Below are 17032 nucleotides of genomic sequence, written 5' to 3'. Positions count from 1 at the left end.
TGCGACAGGCGCGCCACTTAGGACAGCGCCGGATGCGTGCCAAGACCCAAGCACACGGAAGCGGGCCGGACCAGACCGGCCGCCCGCCCCGTAAATACGCTCAGGCCTCGCCCGCAGCGTCGATCATGGCAGCGGCCAGTGCCTCGGCGGGCGTCTTGTCACCCCAGAGGATGAACTGGAACACCGGGTAGAAGCGGTCGCATTCCTCGATCGCGGCCTCGACGACGGTCTGGGCCTGACCGGGCCCGAGGAGGCCATCCTCGCCCAGCATCAGGCCGTGACGATAGAGAACCACCCAGCCGTTCGACCAGACATCGAAATGCCCAACCCAGAGCTGTTCGTTGATGAGCGCCAGCGCTTCGTACATCGCGGCGCGCTTGGCGTCAGAGATGCGCACGTCGGGCAGACAGAGCAACTGCAACACCCTGTCCTCGGGGCGCCAGATCGCCTGGAACTGATAGGTCGCCCAGGCGCCCTTCACCTCACCGGAAATCTCGTCCTCGCTGGCAAGCTCGAAGGGCCAGTCACGCGCCTCGAAAAGGGCTGCCAGCATCTCCACGGGAGCGCTGTCCTCTTCGCGGTCGATATCGTCCTGAACCGTTCTCATGATCTCCGACATTCCGACCTCCGCAACGCTTGGCCGCTTGGATGCTTCGCCTTGCCCCTGCTGCACAATCCAGTGAATGCGATCGCCTGCGCAAAACTGCACTAGGCTGTTAACAGCGTGTGGATAAGGCCTTTCGCGCAAGAGACCAGAGCATTCGCCAGCACACCCCGCGGTTTGTCCACAGGGCACGCTGATCGGCGGCTACTTGGCCTGAAGCGGGTCCACGACCTGCCCTGCCGGGCTGGTCCAAGGCAGTGCATCGGCAAAGCCCTGCTTCTTCGCCTCGGCCAAGAAGGCATTGGCAGCCTTCTGCGTCTCGAACGGACCGATCAACACGCGGTTGGTCCGCCCCATGTCGGTCACATAAGGCTCATGCCCCTTGAACAACGACGGAGCCTGCTTGAGGTTGCGCCGCCAGTCGAAGGCGATCGCATCCTTGTTGCGGCCGACGCCGATCTGCACCCACATACGGCTGGGATGCGTTGGCGCTGCGGGCTTCTTGCCCTTGGCCGACGTATCGCCTTTCCCATCGCCCTTCGTTCCGGGCTTCGCATCGGCTTTGGCGCCTGCCTTCGTATCGCCCTTGGCTCCGGGCTTTGTATCGCCCTTGGCGCCGGCTTTCGTGTCGCCCTTGGCTCCCGGCTTCGTGTCCGCCTTGGCGTCGGGCTTGTCGGTTGCCTTGGCATCGGGCTTTGCCTCGGCCTTGGCGTCCGGCTTGCCCGTTGCCTTTGCCTCAGGCTTCGCGTCCGGTTTGGCCTCGGGCTTTGCCGGGACCTTGGGTGCGGGAATCGGCTCCGGTGGGGTCGGTTTGATCTGTCGGATGTCGACCGCGCCGTCGGCAGGCGTGTCCTGCATCGTCGGCTTGCCAAGGTCGGCAAAGATTTCGGTCAGCGAGAGCTGGTGCGCATTGGGCTCCGGCGGCGATTCGCTGCCAGCGAGCTTTGCGGGCGCAGGCGTGGGCACCGAAGCGGCAGGAACCGGGGCGGACGCCCCCTGCCCGCGCGCAAGGTCGAAGCCCGGCGTCGGCGTCCTGTTCACCGCAGGAACGGAGGAGACTGGCGGAGGCGGCGCCACTGCCGTGCGCACAGGTGCCGGGGTCAATGCCGCACGCGATGGCGCGAGGGCGGCCGGCGCCGGAGAAGCCGCAGCGGCCCTGCCCGGCATTACCGGCAGCAGTTCACCCGAAGCATCGCGCTCGATCGTCGGCATGGGCTCGGGCGGAGCGACCCGCGCGGAATCCGACGCAGTGTGCGCTGGAGGCGATGTGCGGGGCGGAGTCGTCGAGGATGAGAGCCCGACATGCGCGGGCGTTGTCGACGGCGGAACGGGGCCGAACGGCGCGGCACCGGGCGTCAAAGCAGTGCGCGCAGCCGCCAGCGGAGTAGCAGCCTTGCGTCCGCTCCGGCTGTTCGCCCGGGGCGAGGCGGTCTGGTTCGCCGCCAGAGCCGTGCGCGGCGCCATCGCCGCCTCGGTGGCCGCGAGTTGCACCGCATAAGCAGAGATACGGGGATCGTCGTGGCCGATCTCGGACGCACGCGGGAACTTGCCGAGATTCGCCGCCGAGGCCTGCTGCGCGCGGGTCAGGCGCGGCATGTACCGCAAATAGGGCGCTATGCTCTGCGCCAATTGCGGCGGCAGAATCGAATTGGACACATCAACCGCTTGCTGCGTCTCACCGGCAATGGCCAGCGCGAAGGCGCGCGTGCGCCAGCCCGGCTTGTCCTGCTTCTGGAGCAGCGGCATCAGCGTGGTCTGCGCCGAAGCATTGTCACCAGCGATCGCCTGGCTGATCGCCAGCCGCATACGCACTTCCTCGTCCGCAGCGCTGCCGAGCGCTGTGGCGTAATAGTGCTGTGCGGTCGCATTCGCGCCGACAAGATCGTAGGCGAGGCCGCGATCCGCAGCGATCTGCGACGGGGCGGCCCCGGCCTTTTCGGCCTCGGCGAACAGCGGAATGGCGGAAACCGGGTCTCCGTTCATGGCCAGCGAGGCGGCCAGCCCCGCCTTGACGCGCGCATTTCCGGGCGTGATTTCGTCGGCACGGCGATAGAAACCGATGGCCGCATCGAAGTCGTTGAGGGCTCTGGCGGCATCGGCCGCCTCCATCAGCGCCGCCGCATCACGCGGATTGCGACCGAGACGGGCAAGCGCGGCGCTGAGGCGCTGCGATTCGGCGCCGGGAATGGCCTGAACCACCGGCCGCGCCACCACGGGCGCGCTCTGGGCAGACGCCGCCTGCGGCAAGACCAGCGCGATCGGCGCAAGCATTGGAAAAGCAAGCGCCGCGCGGACGTTCTTGCCGGACCACACCCTGCCCGATGGCTTCTGCCTCACCCGCAAGTTTCGCGATACCTTTGCTGCGACAGAGCGGGGCCCTAGGCCGCCGCGCGCCGGTTGATCTCTTCCGGGGCGGGCCTATGCCGCCCGTTACCTGAACCTCGCGCTAACACGTAAGGAACCGGTCCGCCAGAAACGACGATACAAGAAACGACAACGGGGCGGACGGCTCAAAAGCCGCCCGCCCCGCATCAAAGTCGATTACTGGTTGTTCTGGCGTCCGAGGAAGCGCGGGATCGAGATCGATGCCGAATCCTCATCGTCGGCCGAAGGCTCGGCTGCCGCCGCCTTGGGACGCGAAAGGCTGGTCATACGCTCGAACAGCGTGCTGCCGCCACCGGTCGGACGTGCGGGCGCCGAAACCGGGGCAGGCGCCGGAGCAGCCTCGGCCGCCGGACGACGCTGACGCAGCGGCGAAGCGGGCACCGACTGTCCGCCGTCGAGCAGAAGCTCATCCTGCGGCACCGCGGGCGCCGGCACTTCGATGCCGCCCGAAAGGTCAAGCGGCGCAGCGCGCTGGCCATTGAAGCCCGAGAGGCTGGCGTAACCGTCCGCCGCGACTTCGCCGTGAACCTCGCCCAGTTCCTCGCCAGCGCCCAGTTCCAGTCCGTCAAACTCTTCGGGTTCGGGAGCAGGCGCCGGTGCCGGAGCAGGCGTTGACAGGTTCAGCGGAGCCGCAGCCGGCGTATAGGCCGAAGGCGTCTGGATGGCCGGGCGCACGGGCGCCGCAGCTTCCATCGGAGCCGGACGCGAAACCATCGGCCGGACCGGACCACGGCTGGCGCCCAGCGACATCGGACGCGAGGCAATCTCGGCCTGTTCGGCGCTTTGCTCTATACCGGTGGCGACCACCGAGACGCGGATCTTGCCCTGAAGGTCAGGGTTGAACGCCGAGCCCCAGATGATGTTCGCATCGGGATCGACCAGTTCGCGAATGTGGTTCGCGGCTTCGTCGACTTCGAGCAGCTTCATGTCGTCGCCGCCGATGATCGAGATGATCACGCCCTTGGCGCCCTGCATCGACACGCCATCGAGCAGCGGGTTCGCTATGGCGCGTTCGGCCGCTTCGAGTGCGCGGTTCGGGCCTTCGCCCTCGCCCGTGCCCATCATCGCCTTGCCCATTTCGCCCATGACCGAGCGGACGTCCGCAAAGTCGAGGTTGATGAGGCCCGGCATGATCATCAGGTCGGTGATCGAGCGCACGCCCTGCTGGAGCACTTCGTCGGCAAGCTCGAACGCTTCCTTGAAAGTGGTTTCCGCCTTGGCGACCAGGAACAGGTTCTGGTTCGGAATGACGATCAGCGTATCGACGTGCTTTTGCAGCTCTTCGATACCGGCGTCGGCAGAGCGCATGCGGCGCGTGCCTTCGAACATGAACGGCTTGGAGACCACGCCCACGGTCAGCACGCCCTTGGCGCGCGCGGCCTGCGCGATGATCGGCGCGGCGCCGGTACCGGTACCGCCGCCCATGCCGGCCGCGATGAAGACCATGTGCACGCCATCGAGCAGACGCTCGATATCAGGCAGAGTTTCCTCCGCTGCCGCACGCCCCACTTCGGGACGCGCGCCGGCGCCGAGGCCCTGCGTGATGTCCGGCCCGAGCTGTATGCGTGTCTCGGCGATCGAATTATTGAGCGCCTGGGCGTCAGTATTGGCGACGACGAAGTCTACGCCCTCTATCTGCGCCTGGATCATGTTGGCGATAGCGTTGCCGCCCGCGCCACCGACACCGATGACGACAATGCGCGGACGAAGCTCCTCGATAGCCGGCGGTCCGATGTTGATGCTCATTTCGATCTCCTGGCAGGCCCGTGCGCGAAGACATTTACCTTGACTAGCCTGATTGCACGCTTCGTTTCATCGAGGCAAAGCTTGACGACCCTTTGTCCACAGCAGAAGCCGCCGATTGCGGCCAATCGTGCCGGACCGGCCACGGTCTGGTGACAACGGGTCAGAAGTATTCCCTCAGCGCTCTATAGACGCGGTTGACCACGCCCAGACCGGAATAACTTATTGTCTGCTGACGGTTCTTTCCGAAACTGCGGATGTCCACCGGGTCCGCGCCCGCATAGAGCACCAGTCCGGCGAGGGTGGAAAAGCCCGGTTTTACATGGGCTTCCGCCAATCCGGTCAAATGCGGCACGCTGCCCACGCGCACCGGCTTGCCCAGCGCCGCCTGCGCATAATCGGCCAGCCCCACAAGTTCCGCACCGCCGCCGGTGAAGACCACCTGCTTGCCGCGCTGCGCATTGAAGCGCATCACCTTGAGCGCCTTGTTGACTTCTTCCATCAGCACACCGAGTTGACCGGTGATGACGCCGATCAGTTCGGCGCGCGGAATGCGGTTCTTGTCGTCCGCGTGGCGGGCGATCGGGCCGGCATGTTCTTCGCCCGGCGCATTGACCGGGATCATCTCGCGGTGGTCGTGCGGGCTGGCGATGGCCGATCCGTTGACGCATTTCAGACGCTCGGCCTGGAAGCGACGGATGCCGAAAGCGGAAGCAATCGCGTCGGTGATATCGGCGGATCCCATCGGGATCGAGATCATGTCGATCAGCAGCCCGTGCGAATAGACCGCCACATTTGTCACTTCCGCACCGAATTCGACGAGTGCGACTCCCAGATCGCGCTCCTCGGGCGAGAGGCAGGCATAGCCCGCCGCGATCGGCGAGCCGACAACGGCCTCAACCTCAAGGTGCGCGCTCTGCACCGCCTCGGTCAGATTGCGGATCGGCGCGCCGTCGGCCAGCATGATGTGGATGTCCACGCCCAGACGCTCGGCATGAAGCCCCTTGGGATTGCCAACGCCGTGCGCGCCATCGAGGCGGTACTGCGCAGGCTGCGCGTGCAGCACCATGCGCCCGTCGGGCTGGATCACCTCACGCGCGGAAACGAGCAGTTGGTCGATATCCTCCTGCTCGATGCGGCGGCCGCCGATTTCGGCATCGAACTGGTCGATCCGGCTGGCGAGCCCTGCCCCCGAACAGCCGATCCAGACTTTCGAGACGCTGGTGTCGGCCATCTTCTCGGCACGGTCGATGGCGTCGCGCACCGCATAAGTCGCGGCGGCAATATCGGTGACGTAGCCGCGCTTGATGCCCTGGCTGGCGCGGTGGCCGGAACCCAGCACGATCATGTCGCCCATCTCGGACATGCCCGCGACAATCGCGGAAATGCGGAAGGAGCCGATGTTGACCGCGCCGAATACGCGGGTGATCCGGGGGCCTGCCATCACTGCTCCTCCGCTACGGCCGGCATTTCGGTTTTCGGGCTGCTCTGGGCACTTGGGGGCACGGCGCCGGTCGCCTGATCCCCGGTGTGGGGGACGGCACCGGCGCTTGCGGCGATTTGCTGCCCTTCGCCATCAGGCACACGCATATAGATCCTGTCCGGCGCGCGCATGTCGAAGGCCATGACCTTGCCGCCCAGCAGGCGATTGGTGCCGTCAAGCCGCGCGAAAGTGACGAGCGCGCCCGCCGCTTCCTTGTCGCCTTCGGGCAGCGCGAGCACTTGCCCGGTGCGGAATGTCAGGTTCCAGCGGCGATTGCCGATCCACTCAGCCTCCTGCACGCCAGGCTGGAGCGCGGGGGCCGCCTCCAGCAGCTTCGCGAGCTCCGTCACCTGCTCGCCCGCGCCCGGGCCCGAGACGATCAGCTTGCCGCCGGTATCCTTGCGGCTGACCTGCTCCAGTTCGTGCCCGGTCTCGTCGATCAGCACGTATTGGTCGTCCTTGCGCAGCACCGCGTGGGCCTCGCGCTCGACGATGTCGATCACCAGCGTATCGGGCAACTGGCGCGAGACGCGCGCATCCTTGACCCATGACAGGCCCAGCAGTTCCCCGCGCAGCGCGTCGAGATCGACTTCGGTCATCGCCCGGTTACGTTCGGCCAGTGCCTTTTCGTAGACCTTCAGCTCATTGAGATGCTTCACGCCGCGCACTTCCACGCGCTTCACCTCGAAGCCCGCATTGGCGGAAACGTGCGCGAACTGGTCGGCCGCCAGCATCGGCACCCCCGCTGCATTGGCGACGACGGCGGCAAGCCCCACCGCACCGCCGAGGATGGCGATGAGGAAAATCTTGTGCAGCTGCTCTTCGGTGAAAGGCAGCCACGACATCGCTGCGTCGAGCGTCGATCCCGTGGTCGCCTTGGCCTTGCGGACCTTGGCCTTGGTGCCCTGACGGGCGGCGACTTTCCTTGCGCTCTTCGGCTTGCGCCGGATCGTCTGGCTCATCCGCCCTCCTTGGCCGCCTTGCGGGCGCGCGCGTCTTCGAGCGCTTCAGCGATGATCTCTTCGACCAGATCGGGATATTCCATGCCGCAGGCGCGGGCCTGTTCAGGCACGAGGCTGAGCGGGGTCATGCCCGGCTGGGTGTTCACTTCCAGCAGGAACAGCCCTTCGACGCCCTGCGTGTCATCCCAGCGGAAATCCGAGCGGCTGGTGCCCTTGCAGCCCAGCAACTGGTGCGCGCGCAGGGCCAGATCCTTGCACGCCGCCGTGATCTCGTCCGGGATCTCGGCCGGGCAGATGTGCTGGGTCATGCCGTCGGTATACTTGGAATCGAAGTCGTAGAAGCCCGACTTGGGCCTCAGTTCGGTCACCAGCAGCGCGCGGTCGCCGATCACGGCGGTCGTGAGTTCAAGCCCGCGAATATAGGGCTCGGCCAGCAGGCGGTCGAAGTGTTGCCAGGGGCCTTCGCTATCGCGGCCGATCGGGTTGCCGTAATTGCCCTCGGCGGTGACAATGGCGACGCCGACCGACGAGCCTTCGTTGACAGGCTTCAGCACATAAGGACGCGGCAGCGGATCGCGCTCGAAAATCTCGGCGCTCTCGACGATGCGGCCGCCGGGCATCGGAATGCCGTGCGGGACCAGCGCCTGCTTGGTCAGTTCCTTGTCGATAGCGATCACCGACGTGGCGAGGCCCGAATGGGTGTAGGTGAGGCCCATCAGGTCCATCATGCCCTGCACCGTGCCGTCCTCGCCCGGCGCGCCGTGGAGCGCGTTGAACACGACATTCGGCTTCGCTTCCGAAAGGCGCAGCGCGACATCGCGGTCCATGTCGATGCGGGTGACCTTGTGGCCCTTGGACTCGAGCGCCTTGGCCACGCCCTCGCCGCTCATCAGCGAGACCGGCCGCTCGTTCGACCAACCGCCCATCAGGACTGCGACGTGAAGCTTAGGAAGGGACACTAGATCAACTCACTTCTTGCTTTCAGCGGATAGTCCAACCCGCTGGATTTCCCATTCGAGCGTGACGCCCGACTTTTCCTTGACCCGGCGGCGCACTTCCTCGCCCAGGGCCTCGATATCACTACTGGTGGCGTCGGCCACGTTGAGCAGGAAGTTGGTGTGCTTCTCGCTGACTTGCGCACCGCCGATGGTCAGGCCGCGGCAGCCGGCTTCGTCCACCAGAGCCCAGGCCTTGTGGCCTTCGGGGTTCTTGAAGGTCGAACCGCCGGTCTTGCTGCGCAGCGGCTGGCTGGCCTCGCGGCTGGCGGAGATGCGGTCCATCTCGGCCTGGATCGCCTCTGGCTCGCCGGACTGGCCCTTGAAACGGGCGGAGACGACCACGGCGCCTTCGGGCAGTTCCGAATGGCGATAGGTGTAGCCAAGGTCGGCATTGACCAGCGTGACCAGTTCGCCGGAACGCAGGACGACATCGCAATCGACCAGCACGTCCTTGACCTCGCCGCCATAGGCGCCGCCGTTCATCCGCACGAAGCCGCCGACAGTGCCGGGGATTGAGCGCAGGAATTCGACGCCGGCTATGCCGCTGTCGCGCGCGGTCGAGGAGACGAGGATGCCGCTGGCGCCGCCGCCGCATTCCAGCGTCATGTCGTCCACTTTCGTCACTTTGGCGAAGGGCTTGCCGAGGCGGATCACGACGCCCGGGACGCCGCCGTCGCGCACGATCATGTTGGAGCCAAGGCCCAGCGCCATGACCGGAACGGCGGGATCGAGATCGCGCAGGAACGCCTGCAGGTCGGCCAGATCCTTCGGCTCGAACAGCCACTCGGCCGCGCCGCCGGACTTGAACCAGACGAGCGGGGCCAGCGGCGCATCGGCCGTCAGCTTGCCCCGCGTTTCAGGAAGGAGCGGTTGCGCCACGTCCATCATCCTTCGACAGGCTCAGGATGAGCGGAGTGGGTTACCAGAAGACCATGAAATGCCGCTCGTGCTGAGCTTGTCGAAGCACATGGGCGAAGCGCGAGGTGGCCGATCACGCAGCCCTCCGCTTGACCACGGCATCGGCCAGACCGGCCGCCCACTTTGTGATATCGCCCGCACCAAGGCAGACGACCATGTCACCCGGCTGGATCGACGTCGCCAGCACATCCGCCAGCGCATCCGGCCCGGCGATGACTTGCGCGGAACGGTGCCCGCGCGCCTTCATGCCGGAGACCATGTGATCGGAATCGACGCCCTCGATCGGCTGCTCGCCCGCTGCGTAGACGGGCGCCGCATAGACCACGTCGGCATCGTTGAACGCGCCTTCGAAGTCTTCCATGTGATCGCGCAGGCGGGTGAACCGATGCGGCTGGACCACGGCGATGACGCGGCCCTTCACGCCCTCACGCGCGGCAGCGAGCACGGCGCGGATCTCCACCGGGTGATGGCCGTAATCGTCGATCACGGTGACCGCACCGCCATCGACTGCGATCTCGCCGACTTTGGTGAAGCGGCGCTTCACGCCGCCGAACTTGGAGAAGCCGGTCTGGATGCAGGCATCCGAGCAGCCCATCTCCACCGCGACGCCGATGGCGGCGAGCGCGTTCTGGACGTTGTGGCGGCCCGGCATCGGCAGTTCGATGCCCTCGATCCGGCGGAACGAGCCGTCGCGCTGGCGCAGCGCCACGTCGAAACGGTTGCCGCCCGGAACCGGGGTGACGTTTTCGCCGCGAATGTCCGCCTGTGCGGAGAAACCGTAAGTCACCACACGGCGGTCGCGCACCTTGGGGATCACCGCCTGCACTTCGGGGTGATCGATGCAAAGCAGCGCGCAGCCGTAGAACGGCACGTTCTCGATGAATTCGACGAAGGAGTCCTTCACCTTGTCGAACGAGCCGTAGTGATCGAGGTGTTCGGGATCGATGTTGGTAACGACGGCGATCGTGCCGTCGAGGCGCAGGAACGAACCGTCGCTTTCATCGGCTTCCACGACCATCCAGTCGCTCTCGCCAAGGCGGGCGTTGGACCCGTAGGCATTGATGATGCCGCCGTTGATGACGGTGGGATCGACCCCGCCCGCATCGAGAAGCGCAGCCACCATCGAGGTCGTGGTGGTCTTGCCGTGGGTGCCGGCCACCGCGACGGTGTTCTTCAGGCGCATCAGTTCGGCCAGCATCTCGGCCCGGCGCACCACAGGGATGCGGTGTTCGAGCGCGTAGACGACTTCCGGATTCTCACGCTTCACGGCGGTGGAGGTCACGACCACGGCCGCGCCCTCGACGTTTTCCGCCGCATGGCCGATCGAGACCTTGATGCCGCGCTTGCGCAGGCCTTCGACCACGTAACCTTCGGCAATGTCAGAGCCCTGCACGGCGTAGCCAAGGTTGTGCATCACCTCGGCAATGCCGGACATGCCGATGCCGCCGATGCCGACGAAGTGGATCGTGCCGATGTCGGTGCCGACGCCCTTCACTGGGACACCTCGCGCTGAGCATCATGCTTCGACAAGCTCAGCATGAGCGGCGAAAGGGAATAGCAAGTCAAAGTCCGCTCATCCTGAGCCCTGAGCTTGTCGAAGGGTCGAAGGATCATGCCACGCCACCCTTGCGCGCGAGGGCTTCGCCGCCCTTGGCGGGCACGGTCTTGTCCATTCGAATTACGTCCATAATCGGGCTGGCGCCGTAGCTCTCGACGAGATCGGCAAGGTCGCTAGCAGCGTTGGGATAGCCGCAGTTCCACGAGGCATGCGCGGCATTGGCGAGCGTTTCGGGATGAAGCGCCATGGCCTGAATCTGCTTGGCCAGCGTAGTCGCGGTGAAGCTTTCCTGACGGATCGCGCGGGCGCCGCCAGCGGCCACGATCTCACGCGTGTTGGCAGCCTGATGATCGTCCGTAGCGATGGGCAGCGGGATCAGGATCGCCGGACGGCCCACGTCGGTCAACTCAGCAATCGTCGAGGCGCCGGAGCGGCCGATGAACAAGTGCGCACCAGCCAAACGCTCGGCCATGTCCTCGAAATAAGTCGCCAGTTCGGCCGGGATGCCGTGGCCGGCGTAACGCGCGCGGACGGCCTCGATGTCCTCGGCGCGGCACTGCTGGATCACCTGGAGGCGCGAGCGCAGTGCCGGAGGCAGCATGGCAAGGCCATCAGGCACGACTTCGGAAAGCACCCGCGCGCCCTGGCTACCGCCGGTGACGAGAATGCGCAGCAGGCTGTCCTCGCCGAATTCGGGGAACGGCTTGTCACGCAGTGCCAGAACCTCGTCACGCACCGGATTGCCGACGAGCGTGACCTTGGTCGCCAGCTTGGGATCGAGCCGGTCGACCTGTTCAAAAGCCGTGGCAATGGCATCCACTTTGCCCGCGAAGTAGCGGTTCACGCGGCCCAGCACTGAGTTCTGCTCATGCAGGATCGTCGGAATGCGGGCCGAGCGTGCGGCCAGCATCGTTGGCAGCGCCGGATAGCCACCGAAGCCGATCACGGCGGTCGGCTGGAAGCTTTCGAACAGGCGCAGCGCCATACGCTTGCCTTCAAGGATGCCGAGCAGGCCCTTCAGCCAGTTCAGCGGGTTCTTCCCCGCGATACGGCCCTGTGGCAGCACATGTGCGGTCAGGTAATCGGGCTTGCCCGGAATCGCGGCGCCGCGCTCATCGGTGATGAGCGCGACGTGATGGCCCCGGCGCTCCAGCTCGGCAGCGAGCGCGAAGGCGGGGATGAGGTGTCCGCCCGTCCCGCCCGCGGCGAGAACGTAGTGACGGCTGACCAGACTCATGAAGGAATGTCTCCGATGGCGCGCAGCGAGAAGCCCTCGCGCTTGATGAAGGGATTGCGCCGCGTGATTGCCAGCAGAAGCCCGACCGTCAAGCACATCGCGACAGTCGACGAGCCACCGTAGCTGATCAGCGGCAGGGTCATGCCCTTCGAGGGGAAGAGTTGCAGGTTGACGAGAATATTGATGAACGCCTGCCCGCCGAACTGCGAGGCGATACCGGCGGCGGCGAGCACGGTGAAGAGGTCTTCCTCATCCACCAGTCGCAGCATTACCCGCACCAGCAACGTCAGGTAGAGGCACACGATTACCATGCAGGCGATCAGTCCGAATTCCTCGCCGATGACCGAGAAGATATAGTCGGTATGCGCCTCGGGCAGCGCCATCTTGCGGATGCCCATCCAGAAACCCTGCCCGAACCAGCCACCGTTCAACAGCGTGCGCTGGGCAAGGTCCACCTGGTCGAAGGCATTGCCGCCCGAGAGGAACGAATCGATGCGGTTCCGGCCGTTGGCGTACGTGAAATACATCACGACGATGCCGACGATGCCGATCCCGAAAAACATGCCGATGCGCTTGAGCGGGATACCCGCCAGCAGGATCATCACGAAGAACGTGCCCGAAAACAGCATGGTCGAGCCGAAGTCCGGCTGCGCCATCAGCAGTGCGCCCAGCAGGCCCATCAGGCAGAAGCAGATGGCCACGACCGGAATGTTCGGATCGCGCGCGCGCCACGAAAGGATCCATGCGAGCAGGATCGGAAAGCCGGTGCCGAGGAACTGCGAGGGCTGGATAGAGATGCCGAAGTGCAGCCAGCGCTTGGCACCGTTCACTTCGGAACCCACCACCGGCACCAGCAGCAGCCCGAACAGCATGAGCCCGGCGATCAGGATGCCAAGCCGGCGCGCGCTGTCCTTCGAAAGGCTCGAAGCCCAGAACATCGCGCAGAGCCCCACGAACTGCCAGCGCAAGTGGAGCCAGAAGAAGTAAAGTGACGGCAGGTGTTCCTGCGTCGTCGAAAGGCGCCGCGCGCTGGCCGGGGACCCCGCCGCAACTGCCACCGCGCCGATCCCCATCAGGATCAGCACGAGCGCGAGAACGGTACGGTCGATCTCCTGCCACCAGATCGCAAACTGGCCGCGACGGTTGCGGTTGTAGCGAGTATTGGCGGGAGCAGCCCCGGGCGCGATGGTTGCCATGCTACTGCTTCTCCCCTGCGGCCGCCGTACCCTGCATTTCCAGCAGGGCCTCGACGATCTGGCGGAAGGCCAGTCCGCGCGCTTCGTAATCGCGGAACTGGTCGAAGCTGGCGCAAGCGGGCGAAAGCATGACGACATCGCCGGGAACGGCTTCGGCCATGGCTTCGCGGATAGCTTCGGCCATCATCTCGCTGCGGTGGACGCGCGTATAGGGCGCGAGGATCTCGGCAAAGCGCGGGCCGGCGTCGCCGATGGTATAGGCGGCGGCGATATTGCCAAAATAGGGCGCGCACTCGTCGAGGTCGTCGCCCTTGGGCAGACCGCCCAGGATCCAGTGGATGCGCGGCTTGGGATCGGGCGGGAAAGCCGCCAGCGCAGGCGCCGCAGAGGCCGGGTTGGTAGCCTTGGAATCGTTGATGTAGAGCACGCCGTTCGCCTCGGCCACGCGCTCCATGCGGTGCGGCAGGCCCCGGAACTTGCGCAGCGCCGGCTTCCACTTGGCGGCCGGAATGCCCAGCGCCTCGACAATGGCGACAGCGACGGCGGCATTCTGGAGGTTGTGCGGACCTTGCAGCGATGGCCAGTTCTTCTGGAGCGCGGCGATATCGTGGCCGTCCACCTCGCGCACGAGACCGGGTTCGCGGCGGGCGCTCTCGACTGCGGCAATGTCCGCCGTCTCGGCATCGCCGGTGCCGAACACGGCGGGGCGGTACGCATCCTGCATCGCGAAGAGGCGCGCCTTGGCCGCCGCGTAGGCCGCAAAGCTCTCGTAACGGTCGAGATGGTCGGGCGTGATGTTGAGCAGCGCGGCGACATCGCAGTCGAGACTGCGGGTCAGGTCGATCTGGTAGCTCGACAGTTCGAGCACATAGACCCCGCCCTCGGGCAGCGGATCGGCGGAGAGCACGGGCACGCCAATGTTGCCGCCCACGCGCGAATCGACGCCGGCCGACTTGAGCAAGTGCTGGACGAGCGACGTGGTGGTCGACTTGCCGTTGGTGCCGGTGATCCCGATCACGCGGTGCGCAGGCAGGCTGGCGCGGGCGAGCGCGAACAGCTCGATATCGCCGATCACCGGCACGCCATAACGGCGCGCGGCTTCGGCGATGGGATGCGTGTTGAGCGGCACGCCGGGCGAAACGATCACCCCGTCATAGCCGGTAAGATCCGCCGTGACGGGATCGGCCAGCTCCGCGCGGCCGGCGATCAGCTGGCGCGGCTCGTCGCGCGCGTCCCAGGCCATGACATGCGCGCCGCTGGCCAGCAGCGTCTCGACCACGGCAAGGCCGGATCGGGCAAGGCCGAGGACCGCGTAATGCTTTCCGGCGAAGGCGGGAGAAACGATCACGCGCTTATCGCAGCTTGAGCGTGGACAGCCCGATCACCGCAAGGACGATCGAGATAATCCAGAAGCGGATGACGACGGTCGATTCCTTCCAGCCCTTCTGTTCGAAGTGGTGGTGGATGGGTGCCATGCGGAACACGCGGCGGCCGGTGCGCTTGAACCAGACAACCTGGATGATGACCGAAACGGCCTCCAGCACAAACAGCCCGCCGACGACGGCGAGCACGATCTCGTGATGCGCGGAAACGGCAATGGCGCCGAGCGCGCCGCCAAGTGCGAGGCTGCCGGTATCGCCCATGAACACGGCTGCGGGCGGCGCGTTGAACCACAGGAAGGCCAGGCAGGCGCCGATGATCCCCGCGCAGAACACCGCCAGTTCGCCCGCACCCGGCACGTGCGGAATGCCGAGGTAGGTCGCATAATCGACGCGGCCGGCGAGGTAGCAGATGATCGCGAACGTACCTGCGGCGATGATCACCGGCATAGTCGCAAGGCCATCGAGCCCGTCGGTCAGATTCACCGCGTTGCCCGCGCCCACGATCACGAAAGCGGCGAAGACGTAGTAGAACGGCCCCAGTGGAATGTACCGGCCCGAAAGGAACGGCACGTAGAGGTTGGTATTGAGCTGGCGAACGATGATGTAGGCGGCAATGCCCGCCACCACGAACTCAAGGCCAAGGCGCAGCTTGCTGGAAAGCCCGGCGGTGCTGCGTTTGGCGACTTTATCGTAATCGTCGAGGAAACCGATGATTCCGAACCCGACCGTCACGGCCAAGCAGGCCCAGATGAACGGGTTCGACATGTCCATGAACAGGATCATCGCGCTAACCAGCGCGGTCAGGATCATCAAACCGCCCATGGTCGGCGTGCCGCGCTTGGCAAGGTGGCTTTGCGGGCCGTCCTCGCGGATCGGCTGGCCCTTGCCCTGACGGACGCGCAGCATGTTGATGAAGCGCGGACCGATCAGCAGGCCGATGCCTAGCGCCGTCATCAGCGCCGCGCCCGAACGGAAGGACTGGTAGCGGAAGAGGTTGGCTAGTCCCTCGAAGTGGAACCACTCTGCGATGAGATAAAGCATCTTCTGGGGGAACCCCCCTACCCTTCCTGTTTACCGAGGTCCGTCACCAGAGAAGCCAGCCCAACCGAGTTCGAGCCTTTGACCAGGATCACATCGCCCTGCTCCAGCCCGAACGCCCGCAGCGCGTCGACGGCTTCCCGCACGCTCAGGCAATGCGCGAAGGGCACGCGCTTGCCAAGCGGAACGCGGCCCGTTTTCCCCGATTCCGCAGATTCGTCCGCGCCGAGAACCTCGGCAAGCGCGCCCATCTCGTCGCCGACCAGCACGGCGTAGTCGATCCCGGCAGCGGCAAGCGGTTCGGCCAGTTCGGCGTGGAAGGCCGGGCCATGCGCGCCCAGTTCCTTCATCGAACCCAGGACCGCGATTCGGCGCGTGGCGGGCGTGCGGCCAAGCTGCTCCAGCGTTGCCCGCATGGAGGCGGGGTTGGCGTTGTAGCTTTCGTCGATAAGCAAAGCGCGGCGGCGGCCCTCGGCGTCGGGCTCCCCACCCGGAACGTCGATCTGGAGCCGCGCGCCGCGCCCCGGCAACCCGCCCATTTCGGCGAGCGCCACGCCAGCGGCGCCGAGGTCACCCTTGACCGCGCGCACCGCGGCCATGACCGCGAGAGAATTGATCACATGATGTTCGCCCGGCGTCGCCACCGTGTAGCAGACGCGCCGGTCGCGCATGTCCACCGTCACCAGCGAGCCGCCGCCGATGGCCGGCACGGTGTCCAGCAGGCGAACGCCCGCATCGGCCGCTTTGCCAAACGAGACGATCTGGACGCCCAACGCCTCAGCCGCTTCCTTGAGGCGATGGAAATAGGGGCTGTCCGCCGGAATCACGGCAACGCCGCCCGGTTCGAGGCCTTCGAAGATCTCCGCCTTGGCATCGGCAATCGCCTCCATCGAGCCCAGCATCTCGATATGGGCCGGCGCGATGGTGGTGATGACGGCGACGTTCGGGCGCACCTGACGGGTCAGCGCGGCGATCTCGCCCGCGTGGTTCATGCCCATCTCGAAAATGCCGAAACGCGCCCGCGCCGGCATGCGCGCAAGGCTGAGCGGCACGCCGACATGGTTGTTGTAGCTCTTGACCGAACGGTGGGCGTCGCCACGGCTTGCACGGTCCAGCGCGTCGAAGATCGCTTCCTTGACGCCGGTCTTGCCGACCGAGCCGGTCACGCCGATCACCGGGCCGCGCGCGCGGGCCCGCGATGCCGCGCCAAGCCGTTCGAGCGCCTCGGTCGTATCCTCGACAAGAATGTGCGAGCCATCGACCGGGCGGTCCACCACCACGGCGCCCGCGCCCTTCGCGAAAGCGCCCTCGACGAAGCGGTGTCCGTCCATCGTCTCGCCCTTCAGGGCAAAGAACAAGTCTCCCGGCTGCACGTCGCGGCTGTCGATCTCGACGCCGGAGACGGTGAAGTCACCACTCGCCTCACCCTTCATCACCCGCGCGAGTGTGGCCGAATCCCACAGTGCTTGGGTCAAGTCCTCGGCGCCCTCGGCGGGCCATTCGAGAATCCGGGCGTGCGCGTTCATGG

The 17032-nt window shown here is 66.0% G+C and carries 13 protein-coding genes; all 13 read right to left on the bottom strand.

The window, feature by feature from the left end; genetic code table 11:
- Positions 1-100: 100 nt before the first annotated feature.
- Complete coding sequence (locus AC1VVK_RS14490; RefSeq protein ID WP_482903516.1) at positions 101-607, bottom strand: type III secretion system chaperone family protein; 507 nt, start codon at positions 605-607, stop codon at positions 101-103.
- A gap of 201 nt (positions 608-808) precedes the next feature.
- Positions 809-2941, bottom strand: a complete 2133-nt coding sequence (locus tag AC1VVK_RS14485; protein ID WP_482903515.1) for an SPOR domain-containing protein — start codon at positions 2939-2941, stop codon at positions 809-811.
- 204 nt (positions 2942-3145) lie between these two features.
- Positions 3146-4735 carry a cell division protein FtsZ gene (ftsZ, locus tag AC1VVK_RS14480; RefSeq protein WP_482903514.1) on the bottom strand — a complete coding sequence of 530 codons (1590 nt, stop codon included), beginning with the start codon at positions 4733-4735 and terminating at the stop codon, positions 3146-3148.
- A 160-nt stretch (positions 4736-4895) separates the two neighbouring features.
- Positions 4896-6176, bottom strand: coding sequence for a cell division protein FtsA (gene ftsA, locus AC1VVK_RS14475; RefSeq protein WP_132389368.1), 1281 nt, complete (start codon positions 6174-6176; stop codon positions 4896-4898).
- Complete coding sequence (locus AC1VVK_RS14470) at positions 6176-7177, bottom strand: cell division protein FtsQ/DivIB (protein WP_482903513.1); 1002 nt, start codon at positions 7175-7177, stop codon at positions 6176-6178. Before AC1VVK_RS14470 ends, ftsA begins: the two co-directional genes overlap by 1 nt.
- Positions 7174-8136: a D-alanine--D-alanine ligase gene (locus AC1VVK_RS14465; RefSeq protein WP_482903512.1), complete on the bottom strand. Its 963-nt coding sequence runs from the start codon at positions 8134-8136 to the stop codon at positions 7174-7176. The genes AC1VVK_RS14470 and AC1VVK_RS14465 overlap by 4 nt, the downstream gene beginning before the upstream one ends.
- A gap of 9 nt (positions 8137-8145) precedes the next feature.
- Complete coding sequence (murB, locus tag AC1VVK_RS14460; RefSeq protein ID WP_482903511.1) at positions 8146-9054, bottom strand: UDP-N-acetylmuramate dehydrogenase; 909 nt, start codon at positions 9052-9054, stop codon at positions 8146-8148.
- Between the two features lie 112 nt (positions 9055-9166).
- Positions 9167-10588 (bottom strand): UDP-N-acetylmuramate--L-alanine ligase, encoded by a 1422-nt coding sequence (murC, locus tag AC1VVK_RS14455; protein WP_132389358.1) that lies wholly within the window; start codon positions 10586-10588, stop codon positions 9167-9169.
- A 115-nt stretch (positions 10589-10703) separates the two neighbouring features.
- On the bottom strand, positions 10704-11888 hold the full coding sequence (gene murG / locus AC1VVK_RS14450) for an undecaprenyldiphospho-muramoylpentapeptide beta-N-acetylglucosaminyltransferase (protein ID WP_482903510.1): 1185 nt from the start codon (positions 11886-11888) through the stop codon (positions 10704-10706).
- Positions 11885-13084: an FtsW/RodA/SpoVE family cell cycle protein gene (locus AC1VVK_RS14445; RefSeq protein WP_132389354.1), complete on the bottom strand. Its 1200-nt coding sequence runs from the start codon at positions 13082-13084 to the stop codon at positions 11885-11887. The genes murG and AC1VVK_RS14445 overlap by 4 nt, the downstream gene beginning before the upstream one ends.
- Before the next feature lies 1 nt (position 13085).
- The gene (murD, locus tag AC1VVK_RS14440; protein WP_482903509.1) at positions 13086-14432 is read right to left on the bottom strand and encodes a UDP-N-acetylmuramoyl-L-alanine--D-glutamate ligase; all 1347 of its coding nucleotides are present in this window, start codon (positions 14430-14432) and stop codon (positions 13086-13088) included.
- Positions 14433-14436: 4 nt separating this feature from the next.
- Positions 14437-15507, bottom strand: coding sequence for a phospho-N-acetylmuramoyl-pentapeptide-transferase (gene mraY, locus AC1VVK_RS14435; protein WP_132389350.1), 1071 nt, complete (start codon positions 15505-15507; stop codon positions 14437-14439).
- A gap of 17 nt (positions 15508-15524) precedes the next feature.
- Positions 15525-17030 (bottom strand): UDP-N-acetylmuramoyl-tripeptide--D-alanyl-D-alanine ligase, encoded by a 1506-nt coding sequence (locus AC1VVK_RS14430; protein ID WP_482903508.1) that lies wholly within the window; start codon positions 17028-17030, stop codon positions 15525-15527.
- Positions 17031-17032 lie beyond the last annotated feature (2 nt).

This window comes from Novosphingobium sp. BL-S-32 (genome assembly GCF_056857055.1).
This window is presented reverse-complemented; position numbering and strand designations above follow the sequence as displayed.

What these genes read in the sequence shown, in the direction of transcription:
- AC1VVK_RS14490 (WP_482903516.1), bottom strand. Translation starts at nt 607, where the DNA reads ATGAGAACGGTTCAGGACGATATCGACCGCGAAGAGGACAGCGCTCCC.
- ftsZ (WP_482903514.1), bottom strand. Translation starts at nt 4,735, where the DNA reads ATGAGCATCAACATCGGACCGCCGGCTATCGAGGAGCTTCGTCCGCGC.
- ftsA (WP_132389368.1), bottom strand. Translation starts at nt 6,176, where the DNA reads ATGGCAGGCCCCCGGATCACCCGCGTATTCGGCGCGGTCAACATCGGC.
- AC1VVK_RS14470 (WP_482903513.1), bottom strand. Translation starts at nt 7,177, where the DNA reads ATGAGCCAGACGATCCGGCGCAAGCCGAAGAGCGCAAGGAAAGTCGCC.
- murG (WP_482903510.1), bottom strand. Translation starts at nt 11,888, where the DNA reads ATGAGTCTGGTCAGCCGTCACTACGTTCTCGCCGCGGGCGGGACGGGC.
- AC1VVK_RS14445 (WP_132389354.1), bottom strand. Translation starts at nt 13,084, where the DNA reads ATGGCAACCATCGCGCCCGGGGCTGCTCCCGCCAATACTCGCTACAAC.
- mraY (WP_132389350.1), bottom strand. Translation starts at nt 15,507, where the DNA reads ATGCTTTATCTCATCGCAGAGTGGTTCCACTTCGAGGGACTAGCCAAC.
- AC1VVK_RS14430 (WP_482903508.1), bottom strand. Translation starts at nt 17,030, where the DNA reads ATGAACGCGCACGCCCGGATTCTCGAATGGCCCGCCGAGGGCGCCGAG.